Below are 17,329 nucleotides of genomic sequence, written 5' to 3' on the forward strand. Positions count from 1 at the left end.
CTCATCGACCGCTTCACTTCCCTCCGCTGGTATGAGCCAGATCAGGTTGTAAGGGTCAAAGCTTCTGCTTTTCTCAGCCCGGTCCTCGGGCTCCCCTAGTGAAAAATGCTATAAAACTATTATTTTCATTACAACATAGGTGTCTGGAAAGGACAAGTCCTGTTCAAAGAGGGAGGAGAACCGATAGGAAGGCTCACGTCGAAGGACACCCTTTCTACAAGCTAACGGATAATGTAATACATGACAGCTATGAACCCAGCGGATAAAAGGACAGCCGCTGTCAGACTTTTCTTTATGTAAGCAGCAGGGATTTTTTTAACGAGCGTGTAGGTGATTGGAAAAATGAAGCTGATCGGTATGAGATACAAGCTTAAGAACATCGTGAAAAGAGCCAGACATACAGCAAAGAAGGCTCCGATAGAAAGATAGATCCCCCCTTCGATAAAGAACCGGCCCAGTGCCATCCGCCGGCTTAACCGATCAATGGCAAAAGACAGGGGCAGAGCAAAAACGCCATGCCCAAGATAAATAAACATCGCATTAAAATATAAGTTTTGCACCAGATTGCTGTAATCCGATGTGAGATAAATGGATACTAATAAAGCTGTTATAAAACTGCTGATTAAAGCAGCAAGAAGATTCCGCATCGTTCAGGCTCACTTTCATGTTGTTTTATATATGGGTCATCCATGTTTAGGGAAGGGCTGATGCAGCCAAGCATGCTGCACGTCTGCCGTTCAGTATAAAGCAGATGAAGAACCTGGATGATCATTCGCAAAGCAGGAGTCTTGTACACTGTCCCTGCTATTCTAACATTCCTTGATCAAGCTGAAAAACCGGTTTCACAACTGTAAAGCCTTCATGAGTGATCGGTCACACACTTATAACCTAGTTGACTTATAGGAATTATTGTATTTTAATAGCACTAATAGATTTTTATCGAACGACCAGTGAATGAAGATGGAGGGAAACATGATGAAGGAAGCCTATCCGGTTATTGATGGTGCGGAGTCGTTGTTTTTTGAAGGAAATGATACAGGGGTGCTGCTCTGTCATGGCTTTTTAGGAACGCCCCAGAGTCTTAGAGAGGTGGCAGAAGGGCTGGCGGATCAAGGTTATACCGTATCGGTCCCCCGGCTTCCAGGTCACGGAACGCACTATAAAGACCTGAATTCCTGCTCGTTTTCCGATTGGTATTTGGAAATCGAAAACGCTTATCTGGAGCTGGATTCCCAATGCAGGGAGGTGTTCGTCATCGGTCAGTCGATGGGAGGCACGCTGACCTTGGACCTCGCTGCTCAATATTCCGGTATTTCAGGCATAACCTTAATCAATCCGGCCATGGATATCCCCGCGTTTTCCCACCTGGAACAAGCTTCCGTGCCGTTATATATAGAGGAAGGAAAACCGGACATCAAGGACCCAGGTGCAGTGGAGATCACCTATACCCACACACCGTTGACCGCTTACCAGGAACTGTTGAAGTATATGAAGGTTGTCAGACGAAAATTATCCGGCATCCGATGTCCGCTCACCTGCTTTGTATCCCGTGTGGACAATGTCGTTCCACCGGAAAATACCGACTATATCCTAAAAAAAGTGTCCTCCCAAAGCGTATCGAAATATGTCCTGGAGAATTCCTACCACGTTGCGTCGATGGACTACGATAAGGAACAAATCATCGAAGAGCTGCTTTCCTATCTAGAAGCACACTCCTCCATCGATCACAGAAAAAAGGTCAGCCCATAAACGGCTGACCTTTTCTTTATTTAATCCAGAGAGTTATCAATATCGTACTCTTCCATTTTTTCCTGCATCCAGAGGTTGTATTCTTCGCTGACTTTGGATTGATATAACGTTTCTCCTATTTCTTCTTCCACTTCTTCATAAACTGCTTCCTGCGCTTCGGTATGGTCGGTCACTTCAATGATGTGATAGCCATAATCCGTCTCAACGATATCACTGACTTCTCCAACTTCCATGGAAAATGCAGCTTCCTCAAAGGCTTCAACCATCTCACCTTCACTGAACGCTCCCAGGTCTCCTCCAGAGGCCACCGTTGTATCATCGATGGAGTATTCCGTTACAAGATCCTCGAACGCCTCTCCATCCTCCAGTTTCGTCAGCACTTCCTCCGCTTCCTCTTCCGTCTCGGTCAGAATATGGCGGGCACTTACCTGCTCCGGTTGATCATAGCTTTCCTTGTTTTCTTCAAAATACGTTTCCTTTTCTTCATCAGTGACTGAAATCCTTTCAGCCAGCAGCTGATCAACAGCTAAGTAATCTTCAATATCCTTCTCTACGTCCGCGATCGTCATTCCACTTGCTTCAAGGGTGGACTGGAAGGCTTCCTCACCACCGTACTGATCATAGTACACAGCCAGTTCTTCATCCACGGCATCCTGACTTACTGTAATATCGTTTTCTTCTTTTTCCAATTCAACGATTTTATTTGTAATCAGGGTATCCAGCGTTTCCTGGCCGTACTGCTCCACCAGCGTATCGTACAATTCCTCCTTTTCAATGTCTTCCCCATTCACAGAAGCTACACTTTCCTTCGGATCCATACTGAGGCTCAAAATTATCAGGAGGACAGCGGAAACCGCAACCACTCCTCCAAGCAGTATTTTTTTATTCATCTCTTCAAATCTCCCATTCTACTCATTGACTTGTTCCGTAAGCGTCACGTTCACCGTCTGCGCATTTCCACTGCGGTAAAATTCCACCGTTACGGTATCACCGGCATTCGTTTCGGTATATAAATATTTTCGGAGGTCTGTACTGTCTGAAATCGCCACTCCATCTATGGAAGTGATCACATCTTCAACTTGCAGGCCGGCTCCAGCCGCTGCTGACGTTTCATCTACAGAGGCGACAATGACTCCCTCTTCGGTTTCCTCCGGCAGTGACATCCGGTACTGGGCAGGTGCTTCATTGACGCCGACGACACCCACACCGAGGTAGGAGCGGTCGATCTGGCCATCGTCACTCATATCTGCAATCAGCGTTTCCACATCATTACTCGGAATCGCAAAACCAAGCCCTTCTGCATCTTCATCGGCCATTTTCAGACTGTTGATTCCAATCAACTCACCTGCCCCATTGATTAACGCCCCACCGCTGTTCCCAGGGCTGATCGCTGCGTCCGTCTGGATAACATCAAGGTCCCATTCCCCAGCTGACGTCGTTACAGAAATTGTCCGGTCGACAGCACTGACAATCCCTTGAGTGACCGTGCGGGATAAATCCAGGCCGAGCGGATTCCCGATTGCAAGAACCTCCTCGCCTGCCCGGATGGAATCAGAATCCCCGAACGCCAGCGGCTCCACACCATAGCTTCCTTCAATTTTCAGTACCGCAATATCCGTAAGCGCATCGGCGCCGATCACTTCAGCAGAGGCTGTCTCTCCATCAAAAAGCGAGATGTCCACTTCTGAGGCCCCTTCAATGACGTGATTATTTGTCACAATATAAGCGGCGTTTTCCTCTACCTTATAAATAACACCCGAACCTGTACCCGCCTCCGTCATTTCCTCTGCAGAAGTAAACGGGGACTGCTGATTCGTTAAGTTGACGACCCCGACAATCGCTTCCGAGGCCTGTTCAGCAATATCTGCTGTAGACAAGGCAGACGTAGAGGATAATGGTTCAGTTTCAGCCTCTACCGTATTTTGCGAAGCACTGACAGTGTCCGACGCATTCGGAAGTTCTTCCATTTGAGAAGCGGCCCCTAAAGTAAGAGCTGCCCCCAAGATTCCTGAAGATAAAGCGATGCCGGATATTTTTAATAGTGATGTTTTCTTTTCACCCATTCCGCTCCCTCATTTCCTTTGATCTGATTACACTATAAATCCGGAATGTGTCAGGGAGATGTCAGCGCGTAAATAAACAGACATAAAAAAACAACCGTTACCCGCGAAAGAAGTAAAGGCTGTTTTTAAGTTCGAATAACATCAACCGTTGAAAATACTCACACATACAGGGAGGACGAAGGCTGAAGCAAAGCAAATGACAGCTGCTGATTTTGATTGTTCAGCTGCACGTCTGTCCCCGTCGTGGAGGCTTTCGATAAATGTTAGAGTCAAGTAAAAACAGAGACAGAGAAACACTATCGAAAGAAGGATCGTCCATTTTGGTATATCTATATTCATGATTTGATTCCCTTTCTTCTTAACTTTGAGACTATTATTAGATAGCTCTGAACACTTTCTTCTTCCTTCCACATCTCCGGCACTGATACACTGTCCTGGACTTTATTTCATCATCCCAGCCGATTTTCTCATACTTGTGCAAGCCTACCCTGCACAAAAGACTCGCTTCTTCTTTCGCTGCAACCGCAGAAAAAGCCAGGAACCCCGCCCCTGTAATGCAAAAGAAATAAGGGGTGTAAAGGAGATGTATGCCTGATTGAAGCCTTAGAATGAACAGCACTACTCCGACAAAAAGAATGATGGAACCTAATGTATGTAATGATTGCTTCATTTCCTCATTCCCCATTTCAACTGATTTTTTTAAGTGGCTGATTATGAGTTGACCAATGAACAAGGTTTACGGAGTATTTTCATCAACGTTCCTGATCTCTTTGAACTTCTCTTCCAAAGAAACTTGGTCCACACACCTCGATAAAAACAGGCAGATCACAGAACCTGGATACCATCTCCATATTTTCATTTACATCCCTCAATTCTTCCCAACCAGCAAGGAACTCAATGATTTCAAATCCGCTTGCTCTGCTCAACTAAGCTAAAGGAAAAGAGATCCGGAACAATTAAAACTAATACAACTCCGTCCGCTCCTGTTGATGTTTCTAATAAGTTAAGTGCGCACGATAACGATACGCCTTTCTGCCAGGCAGTTTTTCATAACGAACAAATGATTCATTCCCCGATATATCCATAGAAAACTGATGCCCTGTTTTTTTGATATGGGCGTGGATTTCATCAATATCTCTTCCAAACAGCTTCCCAAATACCACCCCATAGTAACCCTCATTCGTTTCTATACCTTTATACGCAATGAATTCTGTTCCAAGCTCCAGCTTTTCCAAATGGTAGCTGCCGGTCCAACCTTCTTCAAGAAGAGCATAATCCATGTTTCCATTCAACATAAACGTAGCGATCGACTTATTACTGTCACCAAGCTTGGTTATTTTCACCTGCTCCGGAGTTCCACTCGAATGATAATGTTCCTTCTCTTTCCATTTGTCTGACAAAACTTTTTGAACGTCTTCCTCACTATTTCCTATATTGTACTTCGCAACAGTTCCCATATAAAATACCGCCCCTGCTGAAATCAGGACGATAGAAAGTTTTTTTAATACTTTTATCATGGTAACACCTCTGAAATCTCTAAAACTCAATGATTTGGCGGTTACTTTGATAGAGTAACCGCCTGACTGATCGACAATGGAATTCCGGCTGTTGAGCACAGCTATAAAGAGATGGTTTTTGTCGCCACTCTCTCCTTGAATGCTTGATCATGTTCAACAAAAAGCATGGTAGGTCGAAACCTTTCAATAAGCTCCTCAATCTGCATACGGGAATACAGATCAATAAAATTCAAGGGCTCGTCCCAGATGTAAACATGAGCTCTTTCACACAAACTTTTGGCTACGAGCAGTTTCTTCTTCTGGCCTTCCGAATAAGTGGATAGATCTTTGTCAAATTGTACCCGTTCAAAATCCATCTTACGTAAAATGGCCTTAAATAATGGCTCGTGGATATTGTTTTCTTCTATAAACCCGGATAAACTCCCCTTTAAATCAGAAGCATCCTGCTTCACATAGGAGATGACCAGTCCTGCATTTGATGTGATCGTTCCCGAGTGCTGAATGGACTCTCCTAAGATCAGCTTCAAAATACTGCTTTTCCCTGTACCATTTTTACCATCGAACACGACTCGGTCCCCCTGCTCAACAGTAAAACTAACCGGTTGATGGACTTTGACATCGTTATACATCACAGTTAGCTCTTCAACCTGAAGAAGTTCCTTCGACTTAAATTCCAATGGCTCTAATTTTAATGACTCGCTGGACTCCACATTTTTCAGCAGCGTTTCCTTCTCTTCCAAAGCTTTTCGCTGCCTTGCTTCTATGTTTTTTGAACGCTTCATCATTTTTGCTGCTTTATGTCCGACATATCCTTTGTCGATTTTAGAACCAGAGTTGGTCGTGCCATTTTTGGAGGCTTCCTTTTTATGAGACCAGCCGGCTGAGCGCTTTGATGATTTCTTCAGCCTGGTTATATCCTTCTTAAGCCGTTCATTGACCGCGTCCTCCAGTTCCTGCTGACGGTCAAAGTTCAGCTTCCATGAAGAGTAATTTCCGGTCTGAACCTCGATATCCGTTTTGTTGATCGATAAGATGTGATCCACACATCCATCGACAAAGTTTCTATCATGGGAAATTAAAATAAACCCCTTTTTCTTATTTAGATATTGAGCAACGATTTTTCTTCCCTCGATATCCAGGTGGTTGGTCGGCTCATCAATTAATAAAAACCGGTCTTCATTCAGGAAAAGAGCTGCAAGCAGCACCTTCGTCTGCTCACCATTGGATAATGTATCAAACGGCCGGTACATAACCTCTGACTCCACATTCAACAGCGAGATTTCCCGAAAGAACTCCCAGTCTTCTGCCTGTGGGCATAGATCTTCCAGCACTTCATGTGTGGCTTTCCTTTTATCAGGAACCGGAGTAGGAAAGTAATTAAATTCCACAGAAGAAATGATTTGACCGGTATACTCATACTGTCCTAACAGGAGGTTCATGAATGTTGTTTTCCCTCGTCCGTTCCGACCAATAAACCCCAGTTTCCAATCCGTATCGATTTGAAAACTTACATTTTCAAAAATATTGTCAAAGCTGCTTGGGTAGGAAAACGTCAGGTTCTGCACTTGAATCATCGACATCTTTATTCCTCCTCTACATATTCAAACACACATCTACTTCCGTACAGGCGACTGAAATAGATGATGAAAGGTAACCAACTATGAGAGGAATAAAAAATCCTCCCAATAATCATTGGAAGGATTAGTCAACGTACATCATGATAAACCAACAATATGCCAATAGAAACCAGCATATGGAGGCTACGGCTGATTTTTATAAATGAATAGACTAATCCTATATTTTAGTGGTATTCGAAAGCATACACTTTAATAAAATATAGATTAGTTAATCATTTGGCATCATCAGTCCTTTCCGTTTTTTTCATCGTACCACTTCTTTTTCCGAAACACAATCACTCACAAACATGATAGGCGGTTCTATTCTATTAAAAGAACCCAACCGAACTCTCATGGGTCGGCGGTTCCACGAATACAAGACCGAGCTCGTAATGCTCGCCTTCATACATCGCCCGCTGCACATAGCGGTTTTCGCCCCATTCGTCACGTACTTCAATTTTTGTAAATGCGCCTGTATTTTGGAGGGCTTCATAAAATTGATTTTCGGTGCGGACCGGGATGCTGTTCACGCGTTCAATAAGCTCCCCGGGGATCAGTCCCATCTGATCAGCCGGGCTGTTCGGAATAACACCGAGGATACGCACCCCTTTTGGCGTCGATGTGAAGAACGGTGTCTTATTCTCCCTTGTCCGGTGGCGGAGGTAAACCCATTCCCGTCCAATCAAGGCAAGGGCAAATACGGCAATGGATAGAGCTTCCACGAAGAAACTCCCCACAGAAAGAGCGGTAAGAACGAGAGCGAGCAGGAATGTATGACGTCCGATCGTTTTGGATGCCATCTCAGGCGACTGCCCGCGTACAAGCCATTCGGCTCCAAGAACAAAAGGAACGAGAATGATTCCATAGGTGTCCCCATTGACGGTAATGACCGGCCACCAGGAGGCAAACGGTTCAATCAGGCCTCCGGGAATAAGAGAGAAGAAAGGAACCATCGTCATTCGTTTGCCCTTGTGCTGCCCGATCCACAGCCCCCTCCGTCCTTTAGTCCGCTCAGGAAAGGTATGAGAAGGCGACGTTTTCAACAGCATGAAGCCTTCTCTGATCAGCAGCAGGCTCAACAGCAGCGCCACCATCGGCAGAGAAGTTTCGAACAAAGTCTCCATCCAAGGGTGGGATTTCCAATTTTCCGGAAGATAAGGGAGGAGTAAAAGAGCAAGTCCCGATAATCCTAACGTATAGGATGGAGAATACCAGGAAAGCTTTCCTGTAAGACTTACAAGCAGCAGAATCGCTGCTGCGAGAAAAAGAAACGGGTAGGAGACGGTCAGTCCGATTCCCAGCCCGATCATACTGATGATGAGTCCTGTGAGAAGCGAAACGCTCCACGTTCCTTTCCATTCAGAAAAACGATCGAATACCCGCGTTCCGAACATACGCCTCTCTTTTTTGATTCGATTTGCAGATACCATCACACTCATGATGAGAGCAATGTATAGAAAAGGCAGCAAAAAAAGTCTGCCCGTCCCTTGAAGAATTTCCATAAACCAAGCGCCCAACACCATTCTCCTTTCCAACTCTTCACCAACATGTCTGATCGTACGAAAAAATCCGCAGTCTTCGACTACGGATATATTTCGTCATGAATCGGCAGAATCCTGCTTATTCAAACAAGACCTCCACCGCTTTGTCCATCTGCTTATCGTTGGCTTCGTCTCTGACTTGTTCGATAATCGCTTCTTCCAGCTTGCCGCCTGTCTTTTCATCCACTTCTCCAGTGGCTTCAAGATCAGCGTCTTTCTGGAAAGCTTTCACCGCTTTTTCGGTCTCTTTACTGAAGTAGCCATCCGTACGGCCGGGATCATGTCCGAGACCTTTCAGCATTTCCTGCACATTTTTCACTTTTTCATTGTTGTCGTTATACGTGAGCGTATCTTCAATATCCACAGGGTTGGTATAGAAGTACTCCGGCTGCTTCACTTCAACTGTCGGCTCTATGCCTTTTTCGTGAATCCAGTTGCCTTCAGGCGTGAGCCATTTGAACAGCGTCAGCTTGATTGTGCTGCCATCCCCCATAGGAATGGCCTGCTGGACGGTCCCTTTTCCGAAACTCTTCGTTCCGACAAGATCATACCCGCCGGCTTCATTCATCGTCGCAGCTAGGATTTCAGAGGCTGACGCACTGCCTTCGTCCATCAAGACCGTAACCGGATAATCTTTTTTCTCGGTGATCTCAGAATAATATTCCGTTTTCTCACCGCTGCGGTCTTCCACCTGCACAATCGGCTTGTCCTTCGGAATAAATTCCTTCAGGATTTCCTGGACGTCGGTGAACAATCCACCCGGGTTTCCGCGGACATCAATTACGAGTCCCTCCATACCGTCTTTTTCAAGTTTTTCAAGAGCGGTATGAAATTCGTCGGATGTTTTTTCCGAGAAGGATGTAATTTCGATTACGCCCGCTTTTTTACCGTCGACCGTTTTCATATCCGAATAAACAGTTTCAAGCGGAATATCATCACGGGTGATGTCGATGCTGAGCGGTTCGCTGACACCGGGACGCTCTACTTCAAGCGTCACTTCCGTCCCTTTCTCACCGCGGATTTTCAGGACAGCTTCATACAAGTCCAGGCCTTCCACGCTTTCCCCATCGACGGTTAAAATCTGATCGTTCGGCTTCAAGCCCGCTTCTTCAGCTGGAGAACCCTTGATCGGCGCGACGATGGTCACTTTGTCGTTCACCATGCTGACTTCAGCGCCGATGCCCTGGAAGCTTGATTCAATTGTCTGGTTGAACTGTTCCATCGTCTCCTGGTCCATATAAACACTGTAAGGATCCTCCAGTGTATCCAGCATCCCCTGCACAGCGCCTTCCACGAGCGTCTGCTTGTCCACTTCCTCCAAGTAGTTCTCTTCGATGACGGAATAGGCCTGCTCCACCTTCTTCAGGTCAGCGTCGCCGCCCATATTTTCTATGACTTCTTTCTGCTGTTCCTCTGTTAAACTACCAAAGTTCTCAGCTTCGGTATTCGCGTACTGCTCCTGCGATTGTTCGTTGGAGCCGCCCCCGAAATACTCCAGGCCGATATAAGAGCCGGCTGCCCCCAAAAGCACCGCAAGCGCTAGAAAAAGCACCACGTAACGCGGTTTTATATTCATCGCATTCACCCTTCTATAATGGATTTCTTTATTGCTTCTATACTAGCAAAAAAGCTCCTGCAACGTAAATGTCATACAGTCTGATATTAACGTATGCGCGCTGCTCTCTCTGCATGTCTATTTCATGCTGCGAAATCTATCGGTCTATCAGAATAGAAAAACAAGAGACTGCCCCGCTCATGAGACAGTCTCTTTTCATTACATATCGTAGCCGTAGTCGCCCTGCGCCTGATCGCGGACAATCATGCCGTCTTCGATGGCAATGACACGCTTACGAATCGTGTTGACAATCTCTTTGCTGTGCGTTGCCATCAGGACGGTCGTCCCACCTGTATTGATTTCCTCAAGAATGTGCATGATCTCCCATGACGTATCCGGGTCAAGGTTACCGGTCGGCTCATCCGCAATCAAAATTTTCGGATGGTTCACCATCGCACGTGCAATGGAAACACGCTGCTGCTCCCCACCGGACAACTCATCCGGTAGAAAACGCGCTTTATTTTTCAAATGCACCTGGTCAAGAACGTCCATGACGCGGCGGCGGATATTCGCGCTGTCTTCTTCAATGACTTCCAGCGCAAACGCGACGTTCTCATAAACGGTCAATGTCGGAAGCAGACGAAAGTCCTGGTATACGACACCAATCTTACGGCGCAGCATTGGAATACGGCGCTCCTTCATCGTAGATGTGTTGATATCGTTGATTAAAACCGTTCCGTTCGTCGGCTTTTCCTCACGGTAAATCAATTTGGTAAACGTCGATTTTCCTGCCCCACTCGGTCCGACAACATAAACGAATTCACCCTGATCGATCTGCACGTCGAGACCGTTCAGCGCGGTCACTCCGTTCCGATAGGTTTTATAAACCCCTTGCATCTGTATCATACATGTATCACCTTAATCTTTATTATTGTTAGCCAGATCTTTTTCTTTTACAAACACCATCATTATAACATTAAACACCCTTCTGTTTAGCTATGAAATTATTACATTTCTTTATCAATACAAAAACGTCCGGCTTATTCAGCCGGACGTTCCGAGGATTATTTCTTGGCTGCCAGCCAGCTGGCAACAAGCTGGGCGTCTTCATCCGTTACGTCGCCCTGGGCAGGCATCTGCCCTTTTCCGTTTTTTATGATGTTGACAATTTCATCCGCAGAATACTTGCCGCCGACCTGAGTTAACGCCGGTCCCATCGCACCTTCAAGGTCCCCGCCGTGGCAGGAGGCACAGCTGCTCTTGTAAACACCTTCGGCAGCTGATGCGTCTACAGTACCATCAGATCCACTGTCGGACTGTTCTTCTGTCGTTTCTTCGTTCGTACCTTCATCGGAGGATTCTTCTCCGCCCCCGCAGGCTGCGAGAATAAGTACAAGTCCCAACATCATGGCCAGCCATAGTTTTTTCACATGTCATCCCCCTTGGAATTTTATAGAAATCTAGTGTAAGTATAACCGAGTCAAGTCGTTTTGAAACCCTCTCCAAGTACCTCTGTGGCATTCATCGCGACGACAAAAGCCCCCGGATCGACGGTTTTGACCGTTTGTGTCAATTTGATGAATTCATTCTGCTGAACTACACACATAACGACACGCCGCTCGCGTTCGGTATAGCCGCCGGCGCCGCTCAGCACAGTCACTCCGCGGTCAATCTGCCGGAAAATCTCATCACGGACTTCATCCACCTCTTCGGTAATGATCATGACGTTTTTCGATGTATTCAACCCGACCTGCACGAAATCAATGGTACGGCTTGTGACGAAAAGGCCGATCAGGGCGTACAACCCTTCTTCCAGGGAAAATACGAAAGCCGACGTAATGACGATCAGCCCGTCCAGCATCGCTACGCAGATGCCAAGCGGAAGATGAGTGAATTTATGAATCACTTGAGCGGCAAGATCGATGCCTCCGGTGGACGCTCGTCCACGGAACACTATGCCGAGGCCGAGACCGACCCCCATTCCTCCAAAAATAGCTCCGAGAAGCGGATCAGGGGTTGCCGCATCCATGGAGCTCGTAAGCAGGACGAAAAACGGCAGAACGATCGTCCCTACAAGGGATTTGACACCGAAGTTTTTCCCAAGGACCAGCCAGCCCATAATGAACAAGGGAATGTTGAGCACCCACTGCACAACACCCGGCTCCCAGCCGAACACACCTTTGGTAATTGTACTGATCCCCGCGACACCTCCGGAAGCCACGTTATTGGGAAGTAAAAACAAGTTAAAAGCGATTGCTACAAAAAAGGATCCGAGAATAACGAGACCGTAATCCATTGTATGTCGAAGTAGCGGCGGCACCGGCTCCCTGCGGTATTTTTTAGCCATCATCATGATGTTCAACTCTCCCTATGTATTCGTACTTCTAAAACCGTATGGAGTATACCATTCCATTCAGGGGGTGTAAATAAGAGCGGAATAACGTATTAACACGGTAAAGGAGCGGCCTGACGCCTTTTTAGTGTTCACTGGATGGTGTGACTTATACAGCAGATAAAAAGAGAAGAGAGTCCTGTCCCGGACTCTCTCCTGATGTTTCACCTTGATTCCTGTTTTTCCATAACTTCTGCAAGCAGTTCGAGCACATCATCGCGCATGTTGTCTCTTTCCATCGCGATGGCAAGCGTCGTCTTAATAAAGCCGAGCTGATCACCGACATCATAACGGTCTCCCTTAAACTCATAGCCGTACACCGGCTGATCGAGGTTCAGGCGTTCAATCGCATCCGTCAGCTGGATCTCACCGCCGGCTCCAGTTTCCTGCGTAGCCAACAGGTCCATGATTTCAGGCGTGAACACGTAACGGCCGATGATGGCCAAATTGGATGGTGCTTCCTCAACAGGCGGCTTTTCGACAAAGTGCTCCACTTCATAACGAGGGCCCTGCTGGTCTTTAGGGGCGATAATGCCGTAGCGGTCCGTTTCATCCTCCGGGACCTGCTTCACCCCGATGACAGAGGACTGCGTCTCTTCATACTGATCAATCAGCTGTTTGAGACACGGCTCATCAGAGCGGACGATATCGTCCCCGAGAAGGACGGCAAACGGTTCATTGCCGATAAACTTGCGGGCACACCAGACGGCATGGCCGAGTCCCTTCGGCTCTTTCTGACGGATGTAGTGGATATCCACTTCTGCGGACTGCTGCACTTCTTCAAGCAGATCGATTTTGCCTTTTTTATAAAGGTTGTCCTCCAGCTCAAAAGCGTGGTCAAAATGATCCTCGATCGCCCGTTTCCCTTTACCGGTAACGATGATGATATCTTCGATCCCCGACTGGATGGCTTCTTCAACAATGTACTGTATGGTCGGCTTATCAACAATCGGAAGCATTTCCTTCGGCATCGCCTTTGTAGCCGGAAGGAACCTCGTTCCAAGGCCGGCGGCGGGAATAATCGCTTTTTTCACCTTCATGTCGTGACGCCTCCTCCAAATTATGTATGCCCTTTTATACTAGCAGAAACGGCACGTATTGGACAGTTGAGACACAAAAAAAGACTCCCACTGGCATGTGGGAGTCCTTTTGATTATCCATCCATTTGTGAGCGGAGGTAGGCATCGATAAATTTATCGAGACTGCCGTCCATCACGCCCTGCGTGTTTCCGACTTCTTCGTTCGTACGGTGGTCTTTGACCATGGAGTACGGGTGGAAAACATAGGAGCGGATCTGGCTTCCCCAGCCGATTTCCTTCTGCTCGCCACGGATGTCGTCAAGCTCCTGCTGCTGACGCTCGATTTCAAGCTGATACAGCTTCGACTTCAACATCTTCATCGCCTGTTCACGGTTCTTAATCTGAGAACGCTCCGACTGGCACGTTACAACCGTGTTCGTCGGGGTGTGGGTAATACGAACCGCGGAATCTGTGGTGTTGACGTGCTGACCACCGGCACCGCTGGCACGATACGTATCGATTTTCAGATCTTCCGAACGTACATCGATTTCAATTTCGTCGTTGAACTCCGGCATCACTTCACACGATACGAATGACGTGTGACGACGGCCGGAGGAGTCGAACGGAGAAATACGTACGAGACGGTGTACGCCTTTTTCCGCTTTCAGGTAACCGTACGCATTGTGCCCTTTAATAAGAAGGGTCACACTCTTAACGCCGGCTTCATCACCAGGAAGATAATCCATCGTCTGCACAGAGAAACCTTTCTTCTCCGCCCAGCGCGTGTACATACGAAGCAGCATGCTTGCCCAGTCCTGGGACTCTGTACCACCGGCACCCGGGTGCAGTTCAAGAATCGCGTTGTTCTTGTCGTAGGGCTCGCTTAGAAGGATGTTCAGCTCAAACTGGTTCAGGTCGTTTGACAGCTTCTGCACTTCCTGGACAAGATCCTCAAGCAGTTCTTCGTCTTCTTCTTCCTTGACCAGCTCATAGGACACTTCCAGGTTCTCATGCGTTTCTTCATGTTCTTCCAAGGTGTGAACAAGACCTTTCAGGCCGTTCACTTCATCAATGACCTTCTGCGCCGTATTCTGGTCATCCCAGAAGCCCGGCTCTGTCATCTGTTCTTCTAGTTCAGCAATGCGGGTTTTTCTTTGATCGACGTCAAAGAGACCCCCTGAAGTCCGCTAATTTCTCAGCTGTATTATCTAATTCATGACGGATTTCTGCCATATCCATGTTGAATCACTCCTCTATTAATCTAAACACAAGGGAAGACACTCTCTGTAAAAAGAGAGTGTCCCACTGGTTATTTACCATGGCAATTTTTATACTTCCTGCCGCTTCCGCAAGGACAAGGGTCATTGCGGCCGACGGTGTCTTTTCTTACGTAAGGATTTTTCTTTTTCGGCTCCTTACTTTCTTCTCCGCCGGAAACGGCTGTTGCACCTTTCGCTACTTCCTGACGCTGCAGGTTGCTTCGGATCTGCGCCTTCATGACATAACGGGCCACTTCCTCATCGATGCTTGCAACCATCTGTTCAAACATACGGAAGCCTTCGAAATTATATTCACGAAGCGGATCATTCTGTCCGTACGCACGCAGGTGAATCCCCTGACGGAGCTGGTCCATCTGATCGATATGGTCCATCCACTTCTGGTCGACCGTACGAAGCAGGATGACTTTTTCAAACTCACGCATCTGCTCAGGTGTCAGCTCTTCTTCCTTCTCGTCATACCGTTCCTTCACTTTAGCAAGGATAAGCTCCTTCATTTCCTCCGGATCTTTTCCTTTCAAGTCTGCAGCGGTGACGTCGCCTTCAAAGAGCAGGTTGGCACGCAGGTAATCCACGACGCTGTCAAGCTCCCAGTTTTCATCTTCCTCATCACTCGTATGCACATCAACGGTCTGGGCCACTGTACGGTCGATCATACCCTCGATGATTTCACGAAGATTTTCAGATGTGAGCACTTCATAACGCTGCTTGTAGATCACTTCACGCTGCTGACGAAGCACATCGTCGTAGGAAAGGATCGTCTTCCGGGCATCAAAGTTGTTCCCTTCCACACGTTTCTGTGCCGACTCAACCGCACGGGAGATCATTTTACTTTCAATCGGCTGGGAATCATCCATACCGAGACGATCCATCATGTTACGGATGTTGTCGGAGGCGAAGCGGCGCATCAGTTCGTCATCTGTCGCCAGGTAGAACTGGGACATCCCCGGGTCCCCCTGACGTCCGGCACGACCACGAAGCTGGTTATCAATCCGGCGGGATTCATGACGCTCGGTACCAATGACCGCCAGACCGCCGGCTTCTTTCACACCGTCGCCAAGCTTGATATCTGTACCACGACCGGCCATGTTGGTCGCAATCGTTACGGCACCCTTCTGTCCGGCGTTCTCGATGATTTCCGCTTCACGGAAGTGGTTTTTCGCGTTCAAAACGTTGTGCGGCACGCCGGCTTTAGTCAAGTAACGGGAAATAATTTCAGACGTTTCCACCGCTACGGTACCGACAAGCACCGGCTGACCATTTTCATGGCGGTTCTTAATATCCTCCACAACGGCCTTGAACTTCCCATCCATCGTTTTGTAAACGAGATCGGCTTTATCATCCCGCTGAATATCGCGGTTCGTCGGAATGACAACAACACGCATGTTGTAGATGTTCATGAATTCCTCTTCCTCGGTCTTCGCTGTACCGGTCATACCGGAAAGCTTTTCATACATCCGGAAGAGGTTCTGGAACGTGATGGAAGCGAGCGTCTGGCTTTCGTTCTGGATCTCAAGCCCTTCCTTCGCTTCAATCGCCTGGTGCAGACCATCGCTGTAGCGGCGGCCTTTCATCAAACGGCCGGTGAACTGGTCGACGATGACCACTTCGCCTTCCTCCACCACGTAATCCGTGTCACGCTGCATCGACGTGTGAGCCTTCAGCGCCTGGTTGATATGGTGGATGAGCGATACGTTGGAAAGATCAAACAGGTTTTCAATCTTGAAGAAACGCTCGGCCTTGTTGATACCTTCTTCTGTGAGCTGGACGTTTTTCGTTTTCTCATCATACGTAAAGTCCTCTTCACGGGCAAGGAGACGGACAAACGAATTGGCCCCGACATAAAGATCGGCGGATTTTGACGCGGAACCGGAAATGATCAACGGTGTACGCGCCTCATCAATTAAGATCGAATCGACTTCGTCAATAATGGCATAGTGCAGCGGCCGCTGGACCATCTGCTCCTTATACAGCACCATGTTGTCACGCAGGTAGTCGAAACCGAACTCATTGTTCGTTCCGTACGTGATATCAGCGGCATAGGCTTCCCTTTTCTCATCCTTGGACATGCCGTTGGAGTTCAAACCGACCGTCAGTCCGAGGTATTGATAAAGCTCACCCATATCCGTGGAGTCACGGCTCGCCAGGTAGTCGTTCACGGTAATGATGTGGACGCCTTTGCCTGTGATGGCGTTCAAGTACGCCGGCATGGTGGAGGCAAGGGTTTTACCTTCCCCTGTCTTCATCTCCGCAATGTTCCCTTCATGAAGGGCAATCGCACCCATCAGCTGCACGCGGAACGGGCGCATATTCAACACACGTTTCGAAGCTTCACGGACAACCGCGAAGGCTTCGACTAACATATCATCTAATTTTTCGCCATTTTGATAGCGTTCTTTGAATTCTGCTGTCTTATTCTTTAAATCTTCTTCTGACAATTTCTCAATATCTGATTCCATTGCATCAATATCATCAGCGATCTTTTCCAATCGTTTCAGTTGACGAGTATTGCCGTCGCCAAAGATTTTCTTTAAAGTTCCAAGCATTGCAACCGCTCCTCTATTGATTTCCAATCTTCGGTTGTGTAGTTCAGTCCATCT

The 17,329-nt window shown here is 47.4% G+C and carries 14 protein-coding genes and 1 riboswitch; of the genes, 1 reads left to right on the forward strand and 13 read right to left on the reverse strand.

All coding sequences use genetic code 11. From position 1 onward, the window contains the following. Position 1: 1 nt before the first annotated feature. A riboswitch (TPP riboswitch) is annotated at positions 2-107 on the reverse strand. 114 nt (positions 108-221) lie between these two features. Further along, the gene (locus GLV97_RS00075) at positions 222-647 is read right to left on the reverse strand and encodes a hypothetical protein (RefSeq protein ID WP_160838229.1); all 426 of its coding nucleotides are present in this window, start codon (positions 645-647) and stop codon (positions 222-224) included. Between the two features lie 328 nt (positions 648-975). On the opposite strand from GLV97_RS00075, the gene GLV97_RS00080 reads away from it, so the two are divergent. Then, positions 976-1,749: an alpha/beta hydrolase gene (locus GLV97_RS00080; RefSeq protein WP_160888651.1), complete on the forward strand. Its 774-nt coding sequence runs from the start codon at positions 976-978 to the stop codon at positions 1,747-1,749. A gap of 20 nt (positions 1,750-1,769) precedes the next feature. Here the strand turns inward: GLV97_RS00080 and GLV97_RS00085 are convergent, their stop codons facing one another. The 12 genes from GLV97_RS00085 to secA all read right to left on the reverse strand — a co-directional run bounded on the left by GLV97_RS00085 (position 1,770) and on the right by secA (position 17,275). Further along, complete coding sequence (locus GLV97_RS00085; protein WP_160888652.1) at positions 1,770-2,639, reverse strand: peptidylprolyl isomerase; 870 nt, start codon at positions 2,637-2,639, stop codon at positions 1,770-1,772. 18 nt (positions 2,640-2,657) lie between these two features. Then, complete coding sequence (locus GLV97_RS00090) at positions 2,658-3,812, reverse strand: S1C family serine protease (protein ID WP_160888653.1); 1,155 nt, start codon at positions 3,810-3,812, stop codon at positions 2,658-2,660. A gap of 995 nt (positions 3,813-4,807) precedes the next feature. Continuing rightward, positions 4,808-5,329, reverse strand: coding sequence for a hypothetical protein (locus GLV97_RS00095; RefSeq protein WP_160888654.1), 522 nt, complete (start codon positions 5,327-5,329; stop codon positions 4,808-4,810). A gap of 101 nt (positions 5,330-5,430) precedes the next feature. After that, positions 5,431-6,909 (reverse strand): Lsa family ABC-F type ribosomal protection protein, encoded by a 1,479-nt coding sequence (locus tag GLV97_RS00100; protein WP_160888655.1) that lies wholly within the window; start codon positions 6,907-6,909, stop codon positions 5,431-5,433. A gap of 365 nt (positions 6,910-7,274) precedes the next feature. Further along, a complete protein-coding gene (locus GLV97_RS00105; RefSeq protein ID WP_237418538.1) occupies positions 7,275-8,462 on the reverse strand; it encodes a PDZ domain-containing protein in 1,188 nt (395 codons plus the stop codon). 103 nt (positions 8,463-8,565) lie between these two features. Continuing rightward, complete coding sequence (locus GLV97_RS00110) at positions 8,566-10,062, reverse strand: S41 family peptidase (protein ID WP_160838219.1); 1,497 nt, start codon at positions 10,060-10,062, stop codon at positions 8,566-8,568. 198 nt (positions 10,063-10,260) lie between these two features. Continuing rightward, positions 10,261-10,947, reverse strand: a complete 687-nt coding sequence (gene ftsE, locus GLV97_RS00115) for a cell division ATP-binding protein FtsE (RefSeq protein WP_160838217.1) — start codon at positions 10,945-10,947, stop codon at positions 10,261-10,263. Between the two features lie 158 nt (positions 10,948-11,105). Next, the gene (gene cccB / locus GLV97_RS00120) at positions 11,106-11,471 is read right to left on the reverse strand and encodes a cytochrome c551 (protein ID WP_423784950.1); all 366 of its coding nucleotides are present in this window, start codon (positions 11,469-11,471) and stop codon (positions 11,106-11,108) included. A 50-nt stretch (positions 11,472-11,521) separates the two neighbouring features. Next, complete coding sequence (locus GLV97_RS00125) at positions 11,522-12,337, reverse strand: YitT family protein (protein WP_373562382.1); 816 nt, start codon at positions 12,335-12,337, stop codon at positions 11,522-11,524. A 260-nt stretch (positions 12,338-12,597) separates the two neighbouring features. Further along, positions 12,598-13,473, reverse strand: a complete 876-nt coding sequence (galU, locus tag GLV97_RS00130) for a UTP--glucose-1-phosphate uridylyltransferase GalU (protein WP_160888656.1) — start codon at positions 13,471-13,473, stop codon at positions 12,598-12,600. A gap of 113 nt (positions 13,474-13,586) precedes the next feature. Further along, a protein-coding gene (gene prfB, locus GLV97_RS00135) for a peptide chain release factor 2 (RefSeq protein WP_160838213.1) occupies positions 13,587-14,691 on the reverse strand; the annotation gives its coding sequence in 2 pieces (ribosomal slippage) (positions 13,587-14,618 and positions 14,620-14,691; 1,104 coding nt in all). A gap of 70 nt (positions 14,692-14,761) precedes the next feature. Further along, entirely contained in the window at positions 14,762-17,275 is a 2,514-nt protein-coding gene (gene secA, locus GLV97_RS00140; protein ID WP_160838211.1) for a preprotein translocase subunit SecA, read from the reverse strand. Positions 17,276-17,329 lie beyond the last annotated feature (54 nt).

Source organism: Halobacillus litoralis (genome assembly GCF_009856355.1).
In the GTDB taxonomy this organism is placed as follows: Bacteria; Bacillota; Bacilli; order Bacillales; family Halobacillaceae; genus Halobacillus; species Halobacillus litoralis_B.

What these genes read in the sequence shown, in the direction of transcription:
- GLV97_RS00080 (WP_160888651.1), top strand. Translation starts at nt 976, where the DNA reads ATGAAGGAAGCCTATCCGGTTATTGATGGTGCGGAGTCGTTGTTTTTT.
- GLV97_RS00095 (WP_160888654.1), bottom strand. Translation starts at nt 5,329, where the DNA reads ATGATAAAAGTATTAAAAAAACTTTCTATCGTCCTGATTTCAGCAGGG.
- galU (WP_160888656.1), bottom strand. Translation starts at nt 13,473, where the DNA reads ATGAAGGTGAAAAAAGCGATTATTCCCGCCGCCGGCCTTGGAACGAGG.
- GLV97_RS00100 (WP_160888655.1), bottom strand. Translation starts at nt 6,909, where the DNA reads ATGTCGATGATTCAAGTGCAGAACCTGACGTTTTCCTACCCAAGCAGC.
- GLV97_RS00075 (WP_160838229.1), bottom strand. Translation starts at nt 647, where the DNA reads ATGCGGAATCTTCTTGCTGCTTTAATCAGCAGTTTTATAACAGCTTTA.
- secA (WP_160838211.1), bottom strand. Translation starts at nt 17,275, where the DNA reads ATGCTTGGAACTTTAAAGAAAATCTTTGGCGACGGCAATACTCGTCAA.
- GLV97_RS00110 (WP_160838219.1), bottom strand. Translation starts at nt 10,062, where the DNA reads ATGAATATAAAACCGCGTTACGTGGTGCTTTTTCTAGCGCTTGCGGTG.
- GLV97_RS00090 (WP_160888653.1), bottom strand. Translation starts at nt 3,812, where the DNA reads ATGGGTGAAAAGAAAACATCACTATTAAAAATATCCGGCATCGCTTTA.
- GLV97_RS00085 (WP_160888652.1), bottom strand. Translation starts at nt 2,639, where the DNA reads ATGAATAAAAAAATACTGCTTGGAGGAGTGGTTGCGGTTTCCGCTGTC.
- GLV97_RS00125 (WP_373562382.1), bottom strand. Translation starts at nt 12,337, where the DNA reads ATGGATTACGGTCTCGTTATTCTCGGATCCTTTTTTGTAGCAATCGCT.
- ftsE (WP_160838217.1), bottom strand. Translation starts at nt 10,947, where the DNA reads ATGATACAGATGCAAGGGGTTTATAAAACCTATCGGAACGGAGTGACC.